Consider the following 21,346-nt stretch of genomic DNA (forward strand, 5'->3'; position numbering starts at 1 on the left):
AAGGAGTTGCTCCATGCCGCGTACGGAATCCGGGACGGACCCGGCCCCCGAGCCGATCGCGATCGTCGGAATCGGTCTGCGATTCCCGGGCGGCAGCGACTCGGCCGACGAGTTCGACGCATTCCTGCGCGACGGACGCAGCGGAATCGGCCCGATACCCGAAGACCGGTGGGATGTCGCCGCATTCACCCCACAGAGCCCCGACGACAAAGGGAAGATCCACGCGTCGGGCGGCGGATTCCTCGACCGAATAGACCTGTTCGACGCCTCTTTCTTCAACATCTCCCCGAAAGAGGCCCAGTACATGGACCCCCAGCAGCGGATGCTGCTGGAGACCGCGTGGCAGGCGCTGGAACACGCGAACATCGACCCGACCCCGCTGCGCCGCGGCAACGGCGGTGTGTACGTCGGGGCCAGTTCCATCGACTACGCGCTGGAACTGGACTCACTGCCGTACGAGGAACTCGACGGCCATCTCGCCTCCGGCATCACCATGTTCCCGCTGTCGGGCCGGCTCTCCTACTTCCTGGGCTGGCGCGGTCCCAGCATGAGTGTCGACACAGCGTGCTCGTCCTCGCTGGTCGCCCTGCACCTCGCCGTACAGGGACTGCGCGCCGGCGAGAGCGACATCGCCCTGTGCGGCGGCGTCAACGCCCTGCACCATCCCCGCATCCCCGTCATGTTCTCCAACGCGCAGATGCTGGCCCCCGACGGACAGTGCAAGACCTTCGACGAGTCCGCCGACGGCTACGCGCGCGCCGAGGGCTGCGGAGTCCTCGTACTCAAGCGGCTGAGCGACGCCGACCGGGACGGCGACACCGTCCTCGCGCTCGTCCGGGGCACCGCCGTCGGTCAGGACGGCGACAGCGCGGGCCTGACCGTGCCCAACGGACCGGCCCAGGAGAAGGTGATCCGCAGCGCGCTCGCCGTGGCCCGCCTCGCGCCCGAGGACATCCAGTACGTGGAGGCGCACGGAACCGGCACCCCGCTCGGTGACCCCATCGAGTTCGGCGCCATCGGTGACGCCTTCGCCACCTCCCACACCAAGGACGCCCCGCTGCTCGTCGGCTCGGTGAAGACCAATCTGGGCCACATGGAGCCGGCGTCCGGCATCGTCGGAGTCATCAAGACGGTGCTTCAGCTCAGGTCCGCGACCGTCTACCCGCACCTCAACCTCAACACGCCCTCGGGGCGCATCCCCTGGGACCTGTATCCGGTCCGCGTGCCCACCGCCTGCGAGCCGTGGCCGGCCGGTACCAGGCGCGCGGTGGTCAACAGCTTCGGCTTCGCGGGCACCATCGGCGCGGTCGTCCTGGAGCAGGCCCCGGTGCGGGACCTCCCCGAACCACCCGCCACCGACGAGGCGCCAGCCGTCCCGATGCTCACGCTCTCCGCGAAGAGCGCCGCCGCGCTGAGTGAACAGGCCAAGCACTACCGGGAGTTCCTGGCCGAGCGGCCCGACGCGGCGGTGGACCGGCTCGCCTACACCGGCAACGTCGCCCGCGCCCACCACTCGTACCGGATCGCCGGACCGGTGCCCGACCGTGCCGCCCTGGAGCGGCTCCTGGCACAGGCGGAGGAGGGCGGCCACGAGGGCCCCTCCGGCATCCGCAAGACCGCGTTCATGTTCAGCGGCCAGGGCTCCCAGTACGCCGGCATGGGCGCCGCGCTCTACGAGGCGTTCCCCCTCTTCAGGGACCAGGTCGACGAGTGCGACCGGTTGTTCGCCCCCCATCTCGGCCGCTCGGTCCGCGACCTGGTGCTCGGCACCGCCGCCGACCCGGACGCCATCCACCGCACCGAGTACACCCAGCCCGCCCTGTTCACCCTGGAGTACGCGCTCGCCCGGCTGTGGATGTCCTGGGGAATCCGCCCGAACGTGCTCATCGGGCACAGCATCGGCGAGGTCGTGGCCGCCGCCGTGGCCGGTCTGTTCGGCCTCTCGGACGCCGTGACTCTGGTCGCGGCCCGCGCCCGGCTGATGCAGGCGGTCCGGGCGGAGGGCGGGATGGCCGCCGTCGCCGCCCCCGCCGAGGAGGTCGAACCACTGCTGGCCGACCACCCCGACCTCACCCTGGCGGGGATCAACGCCCCCGACCAGGTGGTGATCTCGGGTGCCACGGCCGCCCTGGACCAGGTCACCGCCGAGCTCCGCGAGCGGGGTGTCAGGGTCGACCGGCTGGCCGTCTCGCACGCCTTCCACTCCCCGCTCATGGCCGAGGTGTACGACGACTTCCGCGCCGCCCTCGACGGCATCACCTTCACCGAGCCGGCCATCAGCCTGATCTCCAACGTCACCGGAAGGCTCGCCCGGTTCGCGGAGATCGGCAACCCCGACTACTGGGTACGCCACATCGGCGAGCCCGTGCAGTTCCTGGCCGGCATCCGGGCGGTGGCCCGGCGCGGCCGGCACGCCCTGATCGAGATCGGCCCCTCCACCGCGCTGACAGCGCTCGCCCAGCGGTGCCTGAACACCGAGGACCACCTGTGGCTGGCGAGTCTGCGCCGTCGCGACCGTGCCGGTGACACCACGCTGTCCGCGCTCGCCGCGTACTACGCCGCCGGACTGCCGGTGTCCTGGACGGCCTACCACGAGGGCCGGATCACCCCGGCCACCACGGTTGTGCCCACCTACGCCTTCCAGCGCAAGCGGTACTGGCTGCCCTCCGTCAGTCCCCGGCGGACCGGCTCGACGGGCGGCACCGCCCGCCATCTGCTGCTGGGTACCGAGGAACGGTTCGCCAGCGGGGTACGGGAGTTCACCGCCGAGTTCACCGCCGAGGACCTGGGGGCGCTCGTCGACCTCGGAGACGACGAAGGCACGACGACACTGCCCGCCGGCGCGTACGTCGACCTGCTGCTCGCTCTCCAGGACGCGGCCTGGGGACACACCCGGTCCGCGATCCACGACGTACGCCTGCCGTCGCCGCTGCGGGTGCCCGCCGAGCCGGCCGTGGTCCTGACCACCCGGTTGCGGCCCCGCGCCGGGGGTGGAGCCGACGTGGAGGTCTTCACCCTGGTCGGCGGTGAGGAGGACACCCATGCCACCGCCCGGTTCGCCGCCGAACGCGAACCGGTCGTGCCCGTCTCCGAGCTGGCGGAACTGGACGCCGCTCTGGCGCCCGCGGGGCAGGAGATCGACGACGAGGACATCTACACCGACCTGGCCTCGGTCGGCCGCCCGCACGGGCCGCGCATGCGGCTGCTGCAGCGTGCCGCCCGCCATGAGGGCGGCCTGGTCACCGGCGAGCTGACCGGCCGCGACGCCACCTCGGTCGAGCATGTGCCGCCGGAGCTCCTGGAGGCCGCCGTACAGGCCGCCATCGTGCTCGACCCCGAGGGCCCGGTGTTCGAGGTCAGGTCGATCGCCTCCGTACGGCACTTCAGGAAGCCGCGCGGTGAGCGCCTTCGGGTCCTCGCCCGCGTCCACAGCGACCAGGACCGCCGCGTCGCCGACCTGCTCCTCCTGGAGGACGGCAGCCCCGTCACCGAACTCCTCGGCGTCGAACTCGCCCGTCCCGAAGGCCGCCTGGGCCGGCGCCAGTTCCTGCACCGCCCGGGCTGGGTACGCCGAGCCCTGCCGGCCCCCGCCGACACGGCGCCGGACGCCGGATCCCGGCACGTCCTCCTGCTCGCCCCGGACCACGTCGGCACCGACACGCTCGGCCCCTCGCACGGTGTCAAGGTGACCCGGATCGCGGAGGCCGCCGATCTGAAGGCCGCCCTGGACGACCCGACGGTCACCGACATCTGCCGTGTCTGGCACCGGCACGACGGCCCGGCGTCCGTGGCCCGGCTGCGCGCCGAGTGCGAGGACAACTACCGTGAACTGCTCGCCCTGGTGGCCGCGCTGGACGCCGCCGATCCCTCCCGGCCACCCCGGCTGTGGCTGGTCACGGAGGGTGCCCAGTGGCTGCCGGGCGACCCGCCCGGCGACGGGGCACACCTCGCCGCCGCCACCCTGTGGGGCTTCGGGCGGGTCCTGCTCACCGAGTACCCCCAGTACCGGGCGACGCTCGTGGACGTTGCCCCGGGCACCGGCCTCGCGGCCCTGCCCGACGAGTGGCACGCCGAGGTCCCCGGTGAGTACCAGGTCGCCTTCCGGCCGGACGGACGCCATGTACGCAGGCTGCTGGCCGGCGACGCCACGCTCACCTGGCCCGGCGGCTTCGAGCTGCGGGCCCCCGACTCCGGTGACCTCTCCGACCTCGCCCTCGTCCCCGCCCGGCACCTGACGCCACGCGGCGACGAGGTCCAGGTGCGGGTACACGCCGTCGCCCTGACGGCGGCCGACGCCGCCACCGCCCTGGACACCGGCCGTGCCGGGCGCGAGGAGGAGGAGCCCCCGCCGGTACTCGGCGCGCTGGCCACCGGGACGGTCGCCGAGGCCGGTGCGCGGTCCGGCTTCACCGCCGGGGACGAGGTCCTCGTACGCCACGAGGGCGCCCTGCGCTCCACCCTCACCGTCCCGGCGGCCTCGGTGACTCTCGCTCCGCTGCCACAACCGGCCGACGGCGCCCGGCACTTCCGCCTCGACGAGGCGGGCGAGGCCCTGCGCACGGCCGCCGCCGGAACGGCACCTGAGGTCTGGGTCGACCTGTCCGGCGAGCACGCGGCCGAACCGGCCGCCGACGACGTCGGCGCCGGTGTACGGGCCGACCGCACCTACCTGATCACCGGTGGTCTCGGCGGACTCGGACTGGTCACCGCGCGCAAGCTGGTGGCACTCGGCGCCCGGCACCTGACGCTGGTCAGCCGTAGCGGACGGCCCACCGCGGAGGCCGGAGCGGTCCTCGCCGACCTGGCCCAGGACGCCGAACTGGCCCTCCTGCGCGCCGATGTGAGCGATGCCGGGGACGTGGCCCGGCTGATGCGGGCCGTGGCGGCGGGACCGTATCCGCTGGGCGGGATCGTGCACGCGGCCGGGTCCTACGACAAGAAGCTGATATCCGAGCTCACCTGGGAGTCCATCGACGCCCAGCTCGGCGCGAAGGCCTACGGCGGCTGGCTGCTGCACGAGGCGTCCCAGGACTCCTTCCCGGAGCTGGAGTTCTTCGTGACGTACTCGTCGATCGCCTCCGTCCTGGGCGGCGCGACCCAGGGGCACTACGCCGCGGCCAGCGCCGCGCTCGACAGCCTCGCCGAATGGCGCACCCGCCAGGGACTTCCCGGGCTCTCGGTCAACTGGGGCGCCTGGGCCAGGGTCGGCATGTCGGCCCGGCTGGAGGAGTACCTCAGCCGGGAGATCGAACGCAGCGGCGTCCACTTCTTCTCACCCACCCGGGCCCTGGACACCCTGGCCAGGCTGTGGGGGAAGCCCCGCAACCAGCGGGTGGTGGGGGAGTTCGACTGGGACCGCTATGTCGCCGGCAACGCGACCGGCGACCACTTCTACGACCGCCTTGCCCGGCGTGAGCAGACGGACGACGGAGGCCTCGACCTCGTCGCGCTGACCGGCCTGCCGAAACCGGAGCGTACGGCCCTGATCACCGGCCTGGTCCGGGACACGGTCGCCGCCGCGCTGCATTTGGCGGCCGACGACGAACTGGACCCGACGGCCGAGTTCGTCTCGCTGGGCCTGGACTCGCTCATGGCGATGAACGTCAAGTCCGGTCTGGAGCGGGTCTTCCGGCTGCCCCTGCCGGCCTCGCTCACCTTCGATCACCCGACCGTACGCAGGCTCACCGATTTCCTGGACGGCCGGCTCTGCCCCACGCCCGCGGCATGACGGCCGCAGCCGAGCCCCAGAACAAGCACGACAAGCACCACGGACACCACGGACACGACGGACACGACGGACACGAAGGGGAGGACGACATGACCCACCCACCGAACGCGAACTGGACGCTCACTTACACCTCCCGGGCACACGCCGGGGGCCGCCCCGACCACCCGGCGATCATCTGCGAGGACCGAGTCCTCACCTACGCGAAACTGCACCGGGCGAGCAACCGGGCCGCGCACGCCCTGCGCGCCCAGAACGTGCGCCGTGGTGACCGGGTCGCCTACCTGGGCCGCGAGTCGGAGAACTACTACCTCGTGATCCTCGCCTGCGCCAAGGTGGGCGCGGTCCTGGTCCCGGTCAACTGGCGGCTCACCCCGGACGAGGTGGACCACATCCTGCGCGACTCGGGCGCGTCACTGGTCTTCGTCGACGACGAGTTCTGGGACACCCTCGAAAAGGTCCGCCCCCAACTGCCCGCCCTGCACACGGTGGTCCGGATCGACGGCATGGACATCGACGGCGAGCCGGCTCGCGGCACCGGTCTGCGCGGCTGGTGCGCGGACCGGCCGGCCACCGACCTGGAGCAGGTCTCCGGGCCCGACGACGCGGTCGTGCAGATCTACACCAGCGGTACGACCGGGCTGCCCAAGGGCGCGGTACTCGCCCACCGCAGCTTCTTCACCCTGCCGGCGGCCATGCGTGAGCACGGTGTCGCGTGGATCGACTGGCTGCCCGACGACACCAGCCTCATCTCGCTGCCGGGCTTCGGAATCGCGGGCATCGGCTGGTTCATGCACACCTTCAACGCGGGCGGGACCAGTGTCGTCATGCCGCAGTTCGACCCGCAGGAGGCGGTGCGCCTGATCCGTACCTACGGTGTCACGACCACCTTCGCCGCACCCGCCATGCTGCAGGCGATGGCGGCCGAACGCGGCGCCGGGCCGGAGGCCTTCACCTCCCTGCGCAAGATCGCGTACGGGGCGGCACCGATGTCCGAGACGCTGCTGAAGCAGTGCCTGGAAACGTTCGCCTGCGAGTTCGCGCAGATCTACGCCAGCACGGAGACCGGAAGCGTCGCCGTGTGCCTGCCGCCCGAGGCGCACCACCCGGGCAGCCCGGTCCTGGAATCGGTCGGGCTGCCCTGTCCCGGCAACGAGGTCAAGGTGATCGGCCCGGAAGGCGACCGCCTGCCGCCCGGCAGCATCGGCCAGATCTGCGTACGCGCGCCCTCCCTGATGCTCGGGTACTGGAACCTGCCCGAGGCCACCGAACAGACCCTGGTGGGGGAGTGGCTGCACATGGGCGACGCCGGATACCTCGACGAGGACGGCTATCTCCACCTGTGCGACCGCATGAACGACACGATCATCGTGGCCGGGCAGAACATCTACCCGGCCGAGGTCGAGAAGGCTCTCGCCGCCCACCCGGACGTCGTGGACGCCGCCGTCGTGGGCGTACCGGACCAGAACTGGGGCGAGGCCGTGCACGCCTGCGTCGTCCTGCGGCCCGGCGCCCGCGTCACCCCGCGCGAACTCCTCATGTCGCTGCGCGGCCACCTCGCCGACTACAAGATCCCGGGCGCGTACCACTTCGTGGACACGCTGCCCCGCAACCCCACCGGAAAGATCCTGCGCCGCGCGGTACGCGAACAGTTGACCCGCCCTGTCTGAGGAGCACCCCATGTCACGCCGGCCGACGGGACCAACCGCCCGACCAGCCACCAGCAATCCGCAGTCGACCCCTCACCTCCGTATCGGTGTCCTGCTCCCCACCAGGGAGCAGGCCATCACCGGGACCTACGCGGCAGCCCCGCTCCTGGAGTTCGCGCGGGAGGCCGAGACACTGGGGTTCGACTCCCTCTGGGCGGGCGATTCACTGACCGCCCGTCCCCGCCTCGACCCGCTGGTCGTCCTCGCCGCCGCTGCCGCCGCCACCGAGCGGATCACCGTCGGCACCGCCGCACTCACCCCTGCCCTGCGCCATCCGCTGATCGGCGCCAACATGGTCGCGAGCCTCGGCCATGTCGCCGCGGACCGGCTGGTCCTCGGCCTCGGCTCCGGCTTCCCGATGCCCGAGACGGAGGAGGAGTTCGCCTCGGTCGGCGCCTCCTTCGCCGGACGCGTCGGCCGCCTCGACGAGATCGCCGCCCTGTGGCGCACGGCGTGGCGGGCGGGGGAGGAAGGCCGGCCCACGGAGTTCCAGGGGAGGTTCTGGCAGGCCGAGCGACTCGACCGGCTGCCCGCACCCGCCACGGCGGGCGGTCCGCCGCTGTGGCTGGCCGGCAGTGACACTCCGAAGGTGCTCGAACGCGTGGCCACCCGGTACGACGGCTGGCTGCCGTTCCTGCCCGACGCAGAGGCGTACGGCAGGGCCCGGCGCCGGATCGCCGAACTCGCCGAGGCAGCGGGCCGGGGCGCGGACGCGGTGACCCCCGCGCTGTACGCGACGCTCACCGTCAACAGCGACCGCGCCACGGCCAAGGCCGAGCTGGAGCACTACATCACCCACTACTACGGGCGCACCCTGGAACAGATGTCGGCCATCCAGGCCTACGGCTGGGGCAGCGCCGAGAGCTGTGCCGAATGGCTCGGCGGCTATGTCCGCGCCGGCGCCCGGCACCTCGTCATCCGGGTCGGATCGCTCGACCCGCAACCGCAGTTGAAGGAAATCGCCGAGGTGCTGCTCCCCGCGCTGCGCGCACTCGGCGAGACCACCGCCCTTGCCGCCACCGTCGGAGGAGTCCAGTCGTGACCAGCCCCAGTGTCAGTGCCATCGGCCCGGACATGTCCCGCGCCGGACAGTGGTTCCACCCCGCGGAGCCCTCTCCGGACGCATCCGTACGGCTGTTCATGCTGCCGCACGCGGGCAGCGGCGCCATCATCTACCGCGACTGGGAGAAGTTGCTCCCGGCGGACATCGCCGCCCAGGCCGTCACCCTGCCGGGCCGCCACAACCGCCGGGACGAGGAGACGTACGAGGAGTGGGACCCGCTGCTCGACGCCCTCCACGACGCCGTGCTCGCCGACCTCGACGACCGCCCGTTCGCGTTCTTCGGGCACTGCCTCGGGGCCCAGCTGGCCTTCCGGCTGACCATCCGGCTGGAGGAGGAGGGCGGTCCCTCCCCGGTCATGGTCGGCATGTCCGGCTGGTCGCCCGAGGGTTTCTTCCAGCCGACGGAGGAGCAGAGCCAGATGCCCGAGCCCGAAATGGTCGACTGGATCAAGAAGTTGGGCTCGTTCCCCGCCGAGATCTACGACAACCCGGAGATGCTCGCCCTGGTCGTGCCGGCGCTGCGCGCGGACCTGAGGGTCGCCGCGCAGTACGTCGACGACGGGGCCGGGGTCCGCTGCCCGCTCGCCTCCTACGGCGGCAGGTCCGACCCGCTCCAGGAGCACCCGGACGCCATGACGCACTGGGCCGGACGCAGCGCCGGGTACCTGGGTCACAGCGAGTACCCCGGCGGCCACTTCTACATCGACAGCCACGCCCCGTCCGTGACCACCCACTTCGCCCAACGCCTCCAACGCCTGGTCCAGACACCCGCCGCCCACTGACCACCGGCGCGACGCGATCCCCACCGGGCCGGTGGACGCCGCTGGGCCCGTGCCCGGACCCGTGCGATCTTCCTGACGGGGTTTCCGGGCTCCGGGGGTCTCGTGCCCCGTCCGTGCTGGTCGCCTTTGCTCTTCGCCTTCGGGCGGGTGGCGGGCGACCTGGCCACCAGTGCGGCCTTCGCCGGGGGTCGTGGTGGTGGTGCGGGGTGAGCCGGGTCCGTGGGTCCGCCCTCTGGCGGTTGGCTGGTCCGGTGAGCGCCGGTGGACCCGTGCCCGAGCCGTGCGACCTGCCGGACGGGGTGTGCGGGGTGTTCCGGGCTCCGGGGTGTTCGCTGCCCGCCCGCGCCGGTCGCCCTCGCTCTTCGCCTCCGGGTGGGCAGCCCGGCCCCTTGCCCACCCGGAGGCGCCGATCCTGCGCCCACCGCCTCACGACCGTGGTCTGTGGGCCGCACCCCGCGCCGGCGCCCTGCGGGAGCGGCACCGCGCCGCCCCCCCCCAACAGCGTCAGCCGCATGTCAGCGGCACGTCAGTACGTCCTGCCAAAGTCGTGAGTGCCGTGCCGTCACCGTGTCGGTCCGGCCGCGTCCGGGCGCTGTCCCGTTCGTGTCCGAGCCCGTTCCGCAACCGCCCGGCGCCGCCCCGAAACGAGGAGTTCGCCTGCCATGGCAGACAGCGCCGCATTACCCGGCCCCACTCGCGCCCTCGTCCTGGCCAACCCCGCCTCCGGCAGTCACAGCCCCCAACTGGTCAGAGAAGTAAGCGAGTTGTGTGCCGGCCACCTTGAGGACGCCGAGGTCCACCTGACCACGGCACCGGGCGACGCCACCGTCGCCGTGCGCCGCGCCCTCGAACGGCCCGGCCGCACCCCCGACCTGATCGTGGTCATCGGAGGCGACGGCACCGTCCGTGAGGCGATCCAGGGCCTGGCCGGCGCCCCGGAGCGCGCGGCCCTCGCCGTGGTGCCGGGCGGCACCGGGAACTCCGGCTACAAGATGCTCTGGGGCGAGCGCCCCTGGACCGAGTCGCTCAAGGCGGTGCTCACCGACTCCGGTGTGAGCGGCACCGCCCGGCCGCGCCGGCTGGACCTGGCCCGCCTCGCGGAGACCCGGCAGTACGTGTACCTCGGCGCCTGCTCGGGCGTGATCGCGGACGCGCTCATCACGGCCCAGGACCTGCCGCTGACCGGCCGGGAACGGTATGCCCGCGCCTTCGCCGACACAGCGGCCGGATACGTGCCCTACCCGGGCCGCGTCACGGTCGACGGCCGTGTGGTGCACGAGGGCCCGACCGTTCTCGCCAACGTCGGCGGCGGGCGATACCGCGGTGGCCGGTTCCTCGTCCTGCCCGAGTCGCTGCTCGACGACGGGCTGCTCGACGTCTGTGTCATCGGCGGCGGCCTGCCCGCCACCGAGGTGCCGGAACTGACGCTGACCGCCGGCCACATAGGGCATCCCGCGACCGTGTACGCGCGAGGCCGCACCATCACCGTCGAGCGCACCGACGGCCGGCGCCTGCCCCTGGAGCACGACGGCGAGTACCAGCACGGCATCGGCTCCTCGGCGACCTTCGAGGTCCAGCCCGCGGCGCTCACCGTCTGGGCCCCCGCCTGACCCCCCGACCCCCTGATCCCCGGCGCGCCGAACCGACCTGACGGCATGCCGGCCCACCCGCAACGGACAACCAAGGAGAACACCGTGAGCGACCTGACCAACACCGTCACCCAGTACCTCGCCATCTGGAACGAGGCGGACGCGGACAAGCGCGCGGCGGCCATCGCCGAGCTCTTCACCGCGACCGCCCCGTACATCGATCCCCTCGCCGCGGTCGAGGGCCACGAGGGCATCGGAGCCGTCCTCACGGGCGCCCGCGAGCAGTTCAAGGGACTCCTCTTCGAGCTGCACGGCGCGGTCGACACCCACCACAACCTGGCCCGTTTCCAGTGGGGCCTGGTCACCGAGCCGGGCGCCGAGCCCATCGCGATCGGCTTCGACGTCCTGGTCACCGGCGACGACGGCCGCATCACGGGCGTCTACGGCTTCCTCGACAAGGTTCCCGCCGCCTGATCCGCGCGGACGGCGGGGGCACCACCGAGGGCGACCGGTGCCCCCGCCGTCCCCGTCCGCCGGTACGGAAACGCACCGACAAGGCACACACACCGGTACGCGACACCGGTACGGAAAGGCAAGGTGCGACGCACCATGACGGCTGTACTCGCCGAGAGCGTGGCCCGAGCCCTGTGCGAGGGATGGGAACCGGCACGGCCGACGCGCTCCCGCGCCCCCTCCGACACACCATTGCGCGAACTGTCCCAGTGGGCCGCGAACCTGCGCCCCGAGGACGTCCCGTGCCGGGTGCTGAAACTCGCGGCCAGTCAGGTGCTGTCCCAGATCGCCTCCATCCGCGCCGGCCTCGCACACCCGCTGGGCCGCAGGCTGGTGGCCGCGTTCGGGCACCCCATGCAGCGTGACCCGAGGGCCGCGGCCGGTGTCTTCGCAGCCCTCGGCTCCTGGCTCAACCTCGACGACACCGCCTACGCCGGACACCTGTCCAACTCCACGGTCGCGGTGCCCCTCGCCTTCGCGTACGCCCGCAAGCTCGACGGACTCTCCTTCCTGACCGCCGTCGTGGCGGCCAACGAGTGCGCCGCGCGCATCACCGCCTCGGCCACCCTGGGCCCGCTGCGCGGACAGAGCGCGGTGCACACCCATCTCGCCGGCGCGGTGGCCGGCCGGCTGCACAGCGACCGTGCGCCCGCCGACCAGTGGGAGAACGCCCTCGGGCTGGCCTTCGCCATGCCCAACTGGCCGCTGATGCGCGCCTTCCTGGCCAGTGACGCCCGCCTGTTCAACACCTTCACGCCGGTACGCACCGCGATGGACGCCTGCGACGCCGCCGCCGCGGGACTGCGGGGCGCGCCCGACATCCTTGAGCACCCCGACGGCTTCCTGAGCCGGTTCGCGACGGTGCCGCTGCCGCAGGCGGTGGCGAAGGGGCTCGGCACCCGCTGGCACACCGACACCCTCTCCTTCAAGATGCATCCCGGCGGCCCCGGAATCGACGCGGCGGTGGACTGCGCCGCCGAGATCCACCGGGAGCTGGGCCCGATCCGTCCGCAGGACGTCACCGAGATCGTCGTGGAGGCCTCCCTGTACACGCTGTTCGCGGGGGAGCGGGCCGCCCAGTACGTCAACGGCCCCGGCTCGCCGCTCGGCGCGCTGGTGCTCGACGTGCCCTACCCGGTCGCCACCACCCTGCTGACCGGGGACTTCTCGGTGGACGACTTCTCCTCACCACACCTGGACGACCCGGGGCGCTGGTCGCTCGCGAGCCGGGTGCGGCTGGTGCACGACACCCGGATGACCCGCGAACTCTTCCTGTCCGACGCGCCGTTCGGCGAGGCGGTGCGTGAGGCGGGCCCGCTGGCCCTTCCCTGGCTGCGCGGCTTCGGCGGCGAGGAGCTGGTGGATCTGCTCGGCCCGATCGAGCCGGGCGGCCGGGACTTCTCCGGCGCCACCAAGTCCACCGGCGCCCGGGTCACCGTCCACCTGGCCGACGGGCGTACGGTCTCCCGGACCCGGCTCATCCCCGTGGGCGCCGCAGGGCCGGACACCCGGGCCCGCCACTCCGACCTGGTGCGCGAGAAGTTCCTGTCCGTCGGCGGCGCCCGGCAGGTCGCCGACACCGTCGGCAGACTGCACCGCATGCGGCCGCGGGGCGTACGACGGTGGATAGAGGCAGCTTTCCTGGACTGAGCCCCGAGGGCTGGTCAGCCCGAGATCAGCGCCGTATCAGCGCACCTTGGGATAGTAAAGGGAAGGTCAAATCCCTCTAGTTTCTGGAGAGTTCACATGTCGCTCGGTGATCGGACCGACATCCTGGACTGGCCGTTCCCCCGTACGAAGGACGGCGAACCCGCCCTCGTCCTGGGCGAGTTACGGAAGTTACCCCCCTGTGTGGTCCGTATCCCGGAGGGCGCGGCCGAGTCGCGTCCGGCCTGGCTGGTGACCCGATACGCGGATGTGCGCCAGGCACTCGCGGACCCCCGGCTCAGCGCGGACGAGACACTGCCCGGCGCCCCCGTACGCATTCAGCTGCCGCCCGGCCAGAACCCGAGTTCGTTCCTGCGCCTCGACGACCCCGAGCACGCCAGGCTGCGCGGACTCATCCAGACCGAGTTCACGGCGCGCCGGGTACGGCGGCTGCGGGCACCGATCCAGCGGCTGATCGACCAACTGCTGGACGAACTGGCCTCCTTACCGCAGCCGGCCGACCTGCACGCGGTCTTCTCGCGCACCCTTCCGACCCTGGTGATCGCCCGGCTGCTGGGTGTGCCCGACGACGACTCCCCGTTCTTCGTCGAGAAGACCCGCGTGACCATCTCCCAGGAGGACCCGGCGGAGTCCTATGCCGCCTTCGTGGAGATGTCGGACTACCTCGCCGAACTGGCGGGCCGAAAGCGCGTGTCCCCCGGAGACGATCTGATCAGCCGGCTCGCCGTCAACCACTGGGCCACCGGCATGATCTCCCTGGACGAACTGGTCGGCATGGCCCGGCTGGTGCTCGTCGCCGGGCACGAGACGACCACCAACCAGATCGCCCTCAACGTTCTGGGCCTGTTGCGGGACGACGGACTGCGCGCCGAGGTGGCCGCCGACGACGGAGCGCTCATACCCCAGTACATCGAGGAGTCGATGCGCTACTGGTCGATCTCCCAGGACGCGATGGTGCGGCTGGCACTCGAGGACATGGACCTCGGCGGCGTGGCCGTGGCCAAGGGCGACGCGGTGGTCATCTCGGTGCCCGCGGGCAATCACGACGAGTCGGTGTTCGCCTGTCCGCGGACGATCGACCCGCACCGGGACACCAGTGGGCACCTCCAGTGGGGATACGGGCCGCACTACTGCCAGGGCGCCCCGCTCGCGCGCCTGGAGATGGAACTGTCGCTGCGCACCCTGCTGCGGCGCTTCCCGGACCTTCGGCTGGCGGCCGACCCGACCACGGTCTTCCGCAGCGGGACCGTCTTCCACGGCGTGACACAGCTGCCGGTGACCTGGTGACACCCATGAAAACGAAGAACGACACAGGAGAGCAGTCGGATGACGTCTGAAGCAAGCACGCGCCCCGCCGTCGAGGAGAGTGAGGCGGGGCCCCCGGCGCCGCACGGAGCGCCCGCACGCGGAGCTCTCGCGGTGGTCCTGGTGGGAACCTTCATCTCCGTCCTCGACTTCTTCATCGCCAATGTCTCCGTCCCGGCGATCCAGGCGGATCTGCACGCCGGTTCGGCGCAGGCCCAGCTCATCGTCGCCGGGTACGGAGTCGCCTTCACGGCGGGTCTGATCACCGGCGGCCGACTGGGCGACCTCTACGGCCGGCGGCGGATGTACGTCCTGGGCATGACCCTGTTCATGCTCGCCTCCGCCTGGTGTGCCACGGCGCAGAACGTCGACGTCCTCATCGTCGCCCGCATCGCGCAGGGCGCCTCCGCGGCGCTGATGGTTCCCCAGGTGCTCGGCATCATCGGGACCATGTACACCGGGGCCGCCCGTGACCGTGCCTTCACCGTCTACGGCCTGGTCATCGGTCTCGCCGGTGTCTTCGGGCAGTTCATCGGAGGCGCCCTGATCACGGTCGACGTGGCCGGACTGAGCTGGCGCACGATCTTCCTGATCAATGTGCCGCTCTGTCTGGTCTGTCTCGCCGTCGCCCGCCGCTCGGTCCCCGAGTCGCGCGGAGCCGCCGGGGGCACGCGTCTCGACCTGACCGGAGCCCTCCTGATCACGGCGGCTCTCGGGCTCATCGTGTACGCGCTCGTGGAGGGCCAGTCGCGCGACTGGCCGGTGTGGGTCTGGGAGTGCCTCGCGCTGGCCGCCGTACTGCTGGCGCTGACCGTCCTGCACCTGCGCAGGCGGGCCGCGGCCGGCCGGGGACCGCTGATCGAGCCGTCGCTGTTCCGGGTGCGGACCTTCTCGGTGGGGCTCGTCGCGACCGTCCTCTACTTCCTCGCCATGGGTTCGTTCTTCTTCGTCCTGGCCCTGTACCTGCAGACCGGGCGGGCCCTGTCGCCGCTGGAGTCCGGGCTGGTCTTCCTGGCGGTGGGCGTGGGCTACTTCGGGGCCTCGATCGTCTCGGCCCGGTTCGCGGCCAAGGTCACCGCCCGCACGGTGGCCGCAGGCCCGCTGACTCTCGCCGTCGGCTACGCCCTGACCGCCTGGACGGCCACCGGACTCGGCACGACCGGGTCCGTCCTGTGGCTGCTGCCTCCGCTGCTGCTGGCCGGCCTCGGCATGGGCCTGACGACCGGACCGCTGACCAACCTCGTGCTGGGCGCCGCCGTACCGGAGCACGCCGCTTCGGCGTCCGGGCTGCTCAACACCGCGCAGGAGGGCGGGGCCGCCGTCGGGGTGGCGATCGCCGGCACGGTCTTCTTCCCGGCGCTCGCCGACGCGGGCTCCGCCGCCTCCTACCCGCACGCGTTCGCCGTCACCCTGATCCCGCTCATCGCCTTCTGTGTCGCCGCCTCCGCCACGGTGCTGCTGGCACCCGGCAGGGCCGCCCGGCACTGACCGGCGACCGACAAGGAGGGAATGACCATGCCGTACGTCACGACGAGGGACGGGACACGACTGCACTACACCGACTGGGGCGACGGACGGCCCGTCGTGCTGCTGGGCGCGGCCATGATGGACTCGCGCATGTGGGAGTTCCAGGCGCCCTTCCTGGCCGAGAACGGCCTGCGCTGTGTCACCTACGACCGGCGCGGCTGCGGAGGCTCGGACAGGCCGTGGGAGGGCTACGACTACGACACCCTCGCGGACGACCTCGCCGACCTCCTCGACCGGCTCGACCTGAGGGACGCGGTCCTGGTCGGCTACGCGGTCGGCGGCGGGGAAGCCGTACGGTATCTGTCCCGTCACGGCGCCGGGCGGGTGGCGAAACTCGTCCTGCTCTCCTCGACGACACCGTTCATGCGGAAGGCGCCGGACAACCCCGACGGGCTGGACCCGGCGTTGTTCGAGGAGATGGCGGAGGCCATCCGGCGGGACCGGGCGCGGTGGCTCAGCGAGTTCACCATGCCGTTCTTCGGCGGTGCGGATGTCGATCCGGACAACCCACCGGTCTCGCCGGAACTCGCGCGATGGCTGGTCGGCACCTGCCTGGACGCCTCGCCGAGGGCTGGGCTGGAGATCTACCGCACCCTGTTCTGCACCGACCAGCGTGCCGAGACGGCCGCGGTCGGGGTGCCCACGCTGGTGATCCACGGGGCCGCCGACCTCGCGGCGCCGTACGCCCTGTGCGGCAGCCGGACGGCCCGGCTCATCCCCGGCAGTACGTTCGTACGGTACGAGGACGCCGCGCACGGACTGTTCGCCACCCATGCCGAACGTCTCAACCAGGATCTGCTGGCGTTCGCCAAGGGATGACGGTGCTCGTGCGCCGAGCCGCCCGGCCCTGATGGGCCGGGCGGCTTTTCAGTGCGTCACGGGGTGTTCCCCGTGCAGGGGAACGAAGGCCTCGACGACCTCCTCCAACCGCTCCAGGATGTCCTCGCGGTCGTTGAGGACCCAGGACATGTGCTGGGCGCCGAACACCGCGGCGCCCAGGGCGCGGGCCAGGGCCGCGGGATTGCTGCCCGCGGGAAGGCGTCCCGCCTCGCTGCACCGCTCCAGCAGTTCGGTGAAGACGGCCAGCGTTCCGACGTAGGGGATGGGCAACTCGGCCTTGATGTAGGGCTGTTCGATCTGCAGGCGGGCTCCCGCGTGGACAAAGGTGTCGTCGTGGAAGGCGTGCGCAAGCCGCCTCACCATGTCCACGACCGTCGAGGGCGAGGAAGGGTCTCCTGTCTCCAGTGCACCGTCGATCACTTTCTGCATTCGCCGGTAGAACTCGTCCGTGACGGCGACCGCGAGCAGCTCCTTGTTGGCGAAGTGGAAGTAGACCGCGCCCTTGGTCATCTCGGCGCGGTCCGCGATGTCCTTGATGGTGACCTGCGGAAATCCGTCCTGGGCGAAGGCCGCGGCGGCGGCGTGAAGGATCGTCGAACGGGTTCTGATGGCGCGCTGCTGTTTGAGGTGTGAGGTGTCGTCGAAGGGCGCTCCCGCGGGGAGCTGGGCCGCCTGCGTGCTGTGCTCGTTACTCATGAGATCCAAATCTTGCCAGGCTGATCTGCTGTGGCCGAGTTCATACCCTCGGACCAAGCGCTTTGCTAGCAAAGAGAGTTGACCATGAAAGGCTATGACAGCAATCCTTGTAATATACCTTCGCGTAGGTATATTAATGACTCGCCGGAAGGCGCAGCACGTCTGTTCGCTTGCATGGGTTGACTCCAGTACGGGGAGGCGAAGGTGCAGATGTCCGTTGTGCGCGACGAGGCCACACTCGGTGGCTCCAGGTTCAATGATTCCAGGTGTACGCAGGACCGAGCAATGGTGTCGGTGAAGGAGACGCTCCGTTTCCTTCAGCCCGTGACGCGTGAACTGGTGCACCGCAGTTCCGTGTCCGAGGTGTTCGTCACCGACGGCCTGCACACGGGTGGAGCCGAGTTCGTGGTCGCGGCCCAGTGGCCGCGCGACCACGCCCTCTACCACCCGGACGAGAACGGTCGGTACGATCCGCTCCTGTTTGCCGAGACGCTCCGCCAGGCTCACTTCTACGCGGCCCACACGTTCTTCGGTGTGCCGCTCGGGCACCGCTTCGTCGGGCAGGACCTCAGCTTCGAGATCACGGACCCCGCCGCGCTGCGCGTCGGTGCCGCGCCCCTTGCGGTGCTGCTCGACGGGACGTGGGAGTGGCAGGGGGGCACGCCCGCGCGCCGGGCCGGTGCCCGTATGGACGTCTCGCTCGTGGTGGACGGCCGGGTGTGCGGACGCGGTCACGCGCGCGGCCTGATCGTGGACGAGCGCAGGTACGGTCTGCTGCGCAGGCGGGCCGCCGAGGCCGCCGGGGTGGGGGAGGCCCCGGTCGGCCACGGTCCCGAAGCGGTCGCCGACACCGCGCTCGTGCCGCCGCACCGGGTCGGTCGGCAGCGCCGGAAGGACTGTGTGCTGGAGCGAGTGGCGACGGGTGCTCCGGACCGTCAGTGGCGGCTGCGGAGCGACCAGGATCACGCGATCCTCTTCGACCACCCCACCGATCACGTCCCCCTGATGGTCATGCTGGAGGGCTTCCGGCAGCTCGGGCACCTCACCGTCCACGAAAGTGCCCAGGGGGCGGCGGCCGGCGAGGAGTTCGTACTGTCCGGACTGGCTCTCGACTGTGCCGCCTTCGGTGAGTTGGGCGCACCGGTCCAGCTGGCGGTGGTGGAGGACGTGCCCGACCCCCTGCGGGACGGAGGTCGTCGGCTTCGCTTCGAGGCGGAGCAGGGCGGCAAACGGCTGGCTGTCGCGGAGACGCTCTGGTGGAACGTGGGCCGGTGTGATCCCCGGCGCCTCGAACGCCTTACGGAGGCCCCGCCGCTGTCCGCCGCCTCCCGCTAGGCGCCTCCCGCTTCCTCGCGGGCCGGTGCTCAGCGTGGCGGGGTGTTCTCGTCCAGGGTGCGCGCCAGCGCGTTCCACATCGCGTCGACGAGGTCGCCCGGTTCGCCGCGCCTGGCGCCGTACCTCGTCCAGATCATCCCGAAAACCGTCGCAACGATCAGGTCCGCGAGGGGCCTGGGCTGCAGCGCGGAGTTCAGGTTCTCCTCCCGCTGCGTGTCGTCCACCAGTTGGAGCACGACCTCGTGCGTGTGCACCAGCAGGGGTATCGGCGCGGCGCCCGCCCAGGCGGCCTCGGCTTCCAGCCGGAGGGCCGCCAGGGCCCGGGTGTCGGTCTGGAAGAGCCGGCCCAGGGCGAGCACCAGGGCCCGCAGCCGGTTCCGTACGGGGGCGGACGGCTTACGGGCATCGTCCAGGAGGGTGCCCGTCGTGCCGGCCAGCTGGTCGGTGAGAGCGGTGGCCAGCTCCTCCTTGTTGGTGAAGTGCCCGTAGAGCGCTCCCTTGGTCAGGCCGATGCGGTCGGCGATCCGTTGCAGATTCGTGTTCGCGTATCCGTAACGGGCGAACTCCTCGGCCGCTGCATCGAGTACGCGATCGTAGGTGCGCAAGGCCCGCGCCTGTTTGGCCATGAAGCTCACCTCCTCTGCTGAGAGCAGCGACGGGGGACGGTCAGGAAAAATACGTTCACGAACGAATTCTAATCACCAGGTGAGGTGGGTACCAGAGATGACGCAATGTCAAAACCCTGTGAACGGAACGCGAGAGGCTCTCGGACCGCGGTCGGTCGCCGTCCTGAGGGCCGCCGAATCGGCGGCGGCCCATGCCTTGGCCGCCGACGCCGAACGCCGGTTGAACCACGAGACCGTAGCCCGGCTGACCAGCGCCGGCTTCGCCCGCCACTTCGTCCCCCTGGCCCGGGGCGGAACGGAGGGTACGTTCATGGACCTGCTGGCGGCTGTGGCCGCCGTCGGCGAGGGCTGCGCCTCCGCGGCGTGGTGCGCGGCCCTGTGGGCGGCCCACGCCCGGTACGCGGCCTATTTACCGGACGACGGCCAGCGCGAGCTGTGGGCGTCCGGCCCCGACGTACGGATCTCCGCCTCGGTCAAACCGTCCGGTGAGGCCAGGCGCCTCCCGTCGGGCTGGCTGCTGAGCGGGGAGTGGGAGTTCGTCAGCGGAGTGGAGTTCGCCCACTGGCTCCTCCTGGCGGCGCTGGAGCCCGGCGGGGACGGCGCGCGGTGCCGGCTCTTCGCCGTACCCCGGGACGACGTCCGTGTCCGGGACTCCTGGAACAGCACCGGGCTGCGCGGCACCGGCAGTCACACCGCGGTCATGGACCCCGCGTTCGTACCCGACCACCGCACCTTTCTCATGGCCGATCTCGTGTCCGGCCGGCCGGGCCCCGGGCGGGGCAGATGCCACACCGTCCCGGCACATCTCGCGGGCGGTCTCCTGTTCTGCGCCCCAGCACTCGGCGCGGCCCGCCGGGCACTGGGCGAATGGTCGTCCTGGGCTGCCCGAACCCAGACCCCGGGCCGTCCCGACCAGGACGGCAGCCGACTGCACCAGGCCCTGGCACGCTCGGCCGACGACATCGACACCGCCCAGCTGCTCCTGGAGGACGCGGCCCAGCGCGCCGACTCGGGCACCCGTGCCGAGCGGGACGTACTCAGGAACCGGCGAGTGACGGCCGCCGGCGCGGACCTGCTGGTGGACGGGGTCGAACGGCTCTTCCGTACGGCCGGAGTCCATGCCTGCGCGGGCGTGCTGGACCGAAGCTGGCGTGACGTCCACATGGCCGCCGCCCACCAGCTCCTGCGCCGCGAGTCGGCGGGGATGGCGTACGCGACGTCCGTCTTCTCCGCCCTCGCCGAGGAGCAGCTTGTCCGCGCCGGGTCCACCACGCTCCGGGAGGTGACCGCCGGTGAGTACTGAACCGACCTTCGAGCGGCTGGTGTTCTGCGATGTGGACGACACCGTCATCAGGTGCACCAGCGCGACCGAGTTCCTCCGCTACTACCTGGCGGCCCGCCACGGACGCGACGGAGCGCTGCGGGCCGACGAGTTCCTGGCGGACCTGTACGGGCAGATCGCCCGGGGTCTGCCACGAGAGGAGGCCAACCGGGCCTACCACCGGATCTGGCGCGGCCATCAGCTCGCGGAGCTGGAGGTCTGGGCGCGCAAGTGGTACGCGGAACGCAGCGCGGCGGCGGACTTCTACATCGCCAGTACCACCGCCGAACTGCGCCGCCACCAGGCAGAGGGCGCGGCCGTCGCCCTGGTCTCCGGGTCGTTCCCGCCTCTGCTCGGTCCGGTCGCCGAGGCGGTCGGTGCGCGGTTCGTGCTCTGTGGCCGGCTCGAGCGCTGCGGCCGGGTCCTGACCGGGCGGCTCGAAGGCCCGCCGGCGATCGGCGAGGGCAAGCGCGTCATGGTGCGCGAACTCCTCGCCCGGTACCCGCACATCGACCCCGCGGACTGCTACGCGTACGGGGACCACCCGTCCGACCGTCCCATGCTCAGGTCCGTAGGCCACCCCCTCATGGTCGCCCCGGACGGCACCCTCTCGCCTGCGGTGTGCTGAGCGCCGAAAGCGAGGGCCT

The 21,346-nt window shown here is 71.7% G+C and carries 15 protein-coding genes; 13 read left to right on the forward strand and 2 right to left on the reverse strand.

What is annotated here, in order from left to right:
- Window positions 1-13 precede the first annotated feature (13 nt).
- The 10 genes from ACW4TU_RS40395 to ACW4TU_RS40440 all read left to right on the forward strand — a co-directional run bounded on the left by ACW4TU_RS40395 (window position 14) and on the right by ACW4TU_RS40440 (window position 16,700).
- Window positions 14-5,728, forward strand: a complete 5,715-nt coding sequence (locus tag ACW4TU_RS40395) for a type I polyketide synthase (RefSeq protein ID WP_457421715.1) — start codon at window positions 14-16, stop codon at window positions 5,726-5,728.
- Between the two features lie 89 nt (window positions 5,729-5,817).
- Entirely contained in the window at window positions 5,818-7,395 is a 1,578-nt protein-coding gene (locus tag ACW4TU_RS40400) for a fatty acid--CoA ligase (protein WP_457430562.1), read from the forward strand.
- A 10-nt stretch (window positions 7,396-7,405) separates the two neighbouring features.
- Window positions 7,406-8,476, forward strand: coding sequence for an LLM class flavin-dependent oxidoreductase (locus ACW4TU_RS40405; protein WP_457421717.1), 1,071 nt, complete (start codon window positions 7,406-7,408; stop codon window positions 8,474-8,476).
- Window positions 8,477-8,508: 32 nt separating this feature from the next.
- Complete coding sequence (locus ACW4TU_RS40410; protein WP_457430564.1) at window positions 8,509-9,279, forward strand: thioesterase II family protein; 771 nt, start codon at window positions 8,509-8,511, stop codon at window positions 9,277-9,279.
- 662 nt (window positions 9,280-9,941) lie between these two features.
- Window positions 9,942-10,889: a diacylglycerol/lipid kinase family protein gene (locus tag ACW4TU_RS40415; protein WP_457421719.1), complete on the forward strand. Its 948-nt coding sequence runs from the start codon at window positions 9,942-9,944 to the stop codon at window positions 10,887-10,889.
- Window positions 10,890-10,973: 84 nt separating this feature from the next.
- Window positions 10,974-11,342, forward strand: a complete 369-nt coding sequence (locus ACW4TU_RS40420; RefSeq protein WP_189148603.1) for a nuclear transport factor 2 family protein — start codon at window positions 10,974-10,976, stop codon at window positions 11,340-11,342.
- 135 nt (window positions 11,343-11,477) lie between these two features.
- The gene (locus ACW4TU_RS40425; RefSeq protein ID WP_457421721.1) at window positions 11,478-13,031 is read left to right on the forward strand and encodes an MmgE/PrpD family protein; all 1,554 of its coding nucleotides are present in this window, start codon (window positions 11,478-11,480) and stop codon (window positions 13,029-13,031) included.
- 96 nt (window positions 13,032-13,127) lie between these two features.
- Window positions 13,128-14,336: a cytochrome P450 gene (locus ACW4TU_RS40430; protein ID WP_457421723.1), complete on the forward strand. Its 1,209-nt coding sequence runs from the start codon at window positions 13,128-13,130 to the stop codon at window positions 14,334-14,336.
- 39 nt (window positions 14,337-14,375) lie between these two features.
- Window positions 14,376-15,842 (forward strand): MFS transporter, encoded by a 1,467-nt coding sequence (locus tag ACW4TU_RS40435; protein ID WP_457421725.1) that lies wholly within the window; start codon window positions 14,376-14,378, stop codon window positions 15,840-15,842.
- 27 nt (window positions 15,843-15,869) lie between these two features.
- Entirely contained in the window at window positions 15,870-16,700 is an 831-nt protein-coding gene (locus tag ACW4TU_RS40440; protein ID WP_457421727.1) for an alpha/beta fold hydrolase, read from the forward strand.
- 48 nt (window positions 16,701-16,748) lie between these two features.
- On the opposite strand, the gene ACW4TU_RS40445 is transcribed toward ACW4TU_RS40440, so the two are convergent.
- A complete protein-coding gene (locus tag ACW4TU_RS40445; protein WP_457421729.1) occupies window positions 16,749-17,417 on the reverse strand; it encodes a ScbR family autoregulator-binding transcription factor in 669 nt (222 codons plus the stop codon).
- 324 nt (window positions 17,418-17,741) lie between these two features.
- Here ACW4TU_RS40445 and ACW4TU_RS40450 point away from each other — a divergent pair, with 324 nt between their 5' ends.
- Window positions 17,742-18,752: a ScbA/BarX family gamma-butyrolactone biosynthesis protein gene (locus tag ACW4TU_RS40450; protein WP_457421731.1), complete on the forward strand. Its 1,011-nt coding sequence runs from the start codon at window positions 17,742-17,744 to the stop codon at window positions 18,750-18,752.
- A 29-nt stretch (window positions 18,753-18,781) separates the two neighbouring features.
- On the opposite strand, the gene ACW4TU_RS40455 is transcribed toward ACW4TU_RS40450, so the two are convergent.
- Window positions 18,782-19,378, reverse strand: a complete 597-nt coding sequence (locus tag ACW4TU_RS40455; protein WP_457421733.1) for a TetR family transcriptional regulator — start codon at window positions 19,376-19,378, stop codon at window positions 18,782-18,784.
- Between the two features lie 118 nt (window positions 19,379-19,496).
- Between ACW4TU_RS40455 and ACW4TU_RS40460 the strand changes: the two genes are divergently transcribed.
- The gene (locus ACW4TU_RS40460) at window positions 19,497-20,681 is read left to right on the forward strand and encodes an acyl-CoA dehydrogenase family protein (RefSeq protein WP_457421735.1); all 1,185 of its coding nucleotides are present in this window, start codon (window positions 19,497-19,499) and stop codon (window positions 20,679-20,681) included.
- The gene (locus ACW4TU_RS40465; RefSeq protein ID WP_457421737.1) at window positions 20,671-21,327 is read left to right on the forward strand and encodes an HAD family hydrolase; all 657 of its coding nucleotides are present in this window, start codon (window positions 20,671-20,673) and stop codon (window positions 21,325-21,327) included. The genes ACW4TU_RS40460 and ACW4TU_RS40465 overlap by 11 nt, the downstream gene beginning before the upstream one ends.
- The last annotated feature ends 19 nt before the right edge of the window (window positions 21,328-21,346 follow it).

This window comes from Streptomyces kryoterrae (assembly GCF_054072135.1).

Coding starts and splice junctions, on each gene's coding strand:
- ACW4TU_RS40425 (WP_457421721.1), top strand. CDS start 11,478: ATGACGGCTGTACTCGCCGAGAGCGTGGCCCGAGCCCTGTGCGAGGGA.
- ACW4TU_RS40430 (WP_457421723.1), top strand. CDS start 13,128: ATGTCGCTCGGTGATCGGACCGACATCCTGGACTGGCCGTTCCCCCGT.
- ACW4TU_RS40435 (WP_457421725.1), top strand. CDS start 14,376: ATGACGTCTGAAGCAAGCACGCGCCCCGCCGTCGAGGAGAGTGAGGCG.
- ACW4TU_RS40455 (WP_457421733.1), bottom strand. CDS start 19,378: ATGGCCAAACAGGCGCGGGCCTTGCGCACCTACGATCGCGTACTCGAT.
- ACW4TU_RS40415 (WP_457421719.1), top strand. CDS start 9,942: ATGGCAGACAGCGCCGCATTACCCGGCCCCACTCGCGCCCTCGTCCTG.
- ACW4TU_RS40445 (WP_457421729.1), bottom strand. CDS start 17,417: ATGAGTAACGAGCACAGCACGCAGGCGGCCCAGCTCCCCGCGGGAGCG.
- ACW4TU_RS40410 (WP_457430564.1), top strand. CDS start 8,509: ATGTCCCGCGCCGGACAGTGGTTCCACCCCGCGGAGCCCTCTCCGGAC.
- ACW4TU_RS40395 (WP_457421715.1), top strand. CDS start 14: ATGCCGCGTACGGAATCCGGGACGGACCCGGCCCCCGAGCCGATCGCG.
- ACW4TU_RS40405 (WP_457421717.1), top strand. CDS start 7,406: ATGTCACGCCGGCCGACGGGACCAACCGCCCGACCAGCCACCAGCAAT.
- ACW4TU_RS40400 (WP_457430562.1), top strand. CDS start 5,818: ATGACCCACCCACCGAACGCGAACTGGACGCTCACTTACACCTCCCGG.
- ACW4TU_RS40440 (WP_457421727.1), top strand. CDS start 15,870: ATGCCGTACGTCACGACGAGGGACGGGACACGACTGCACTACACCGAC.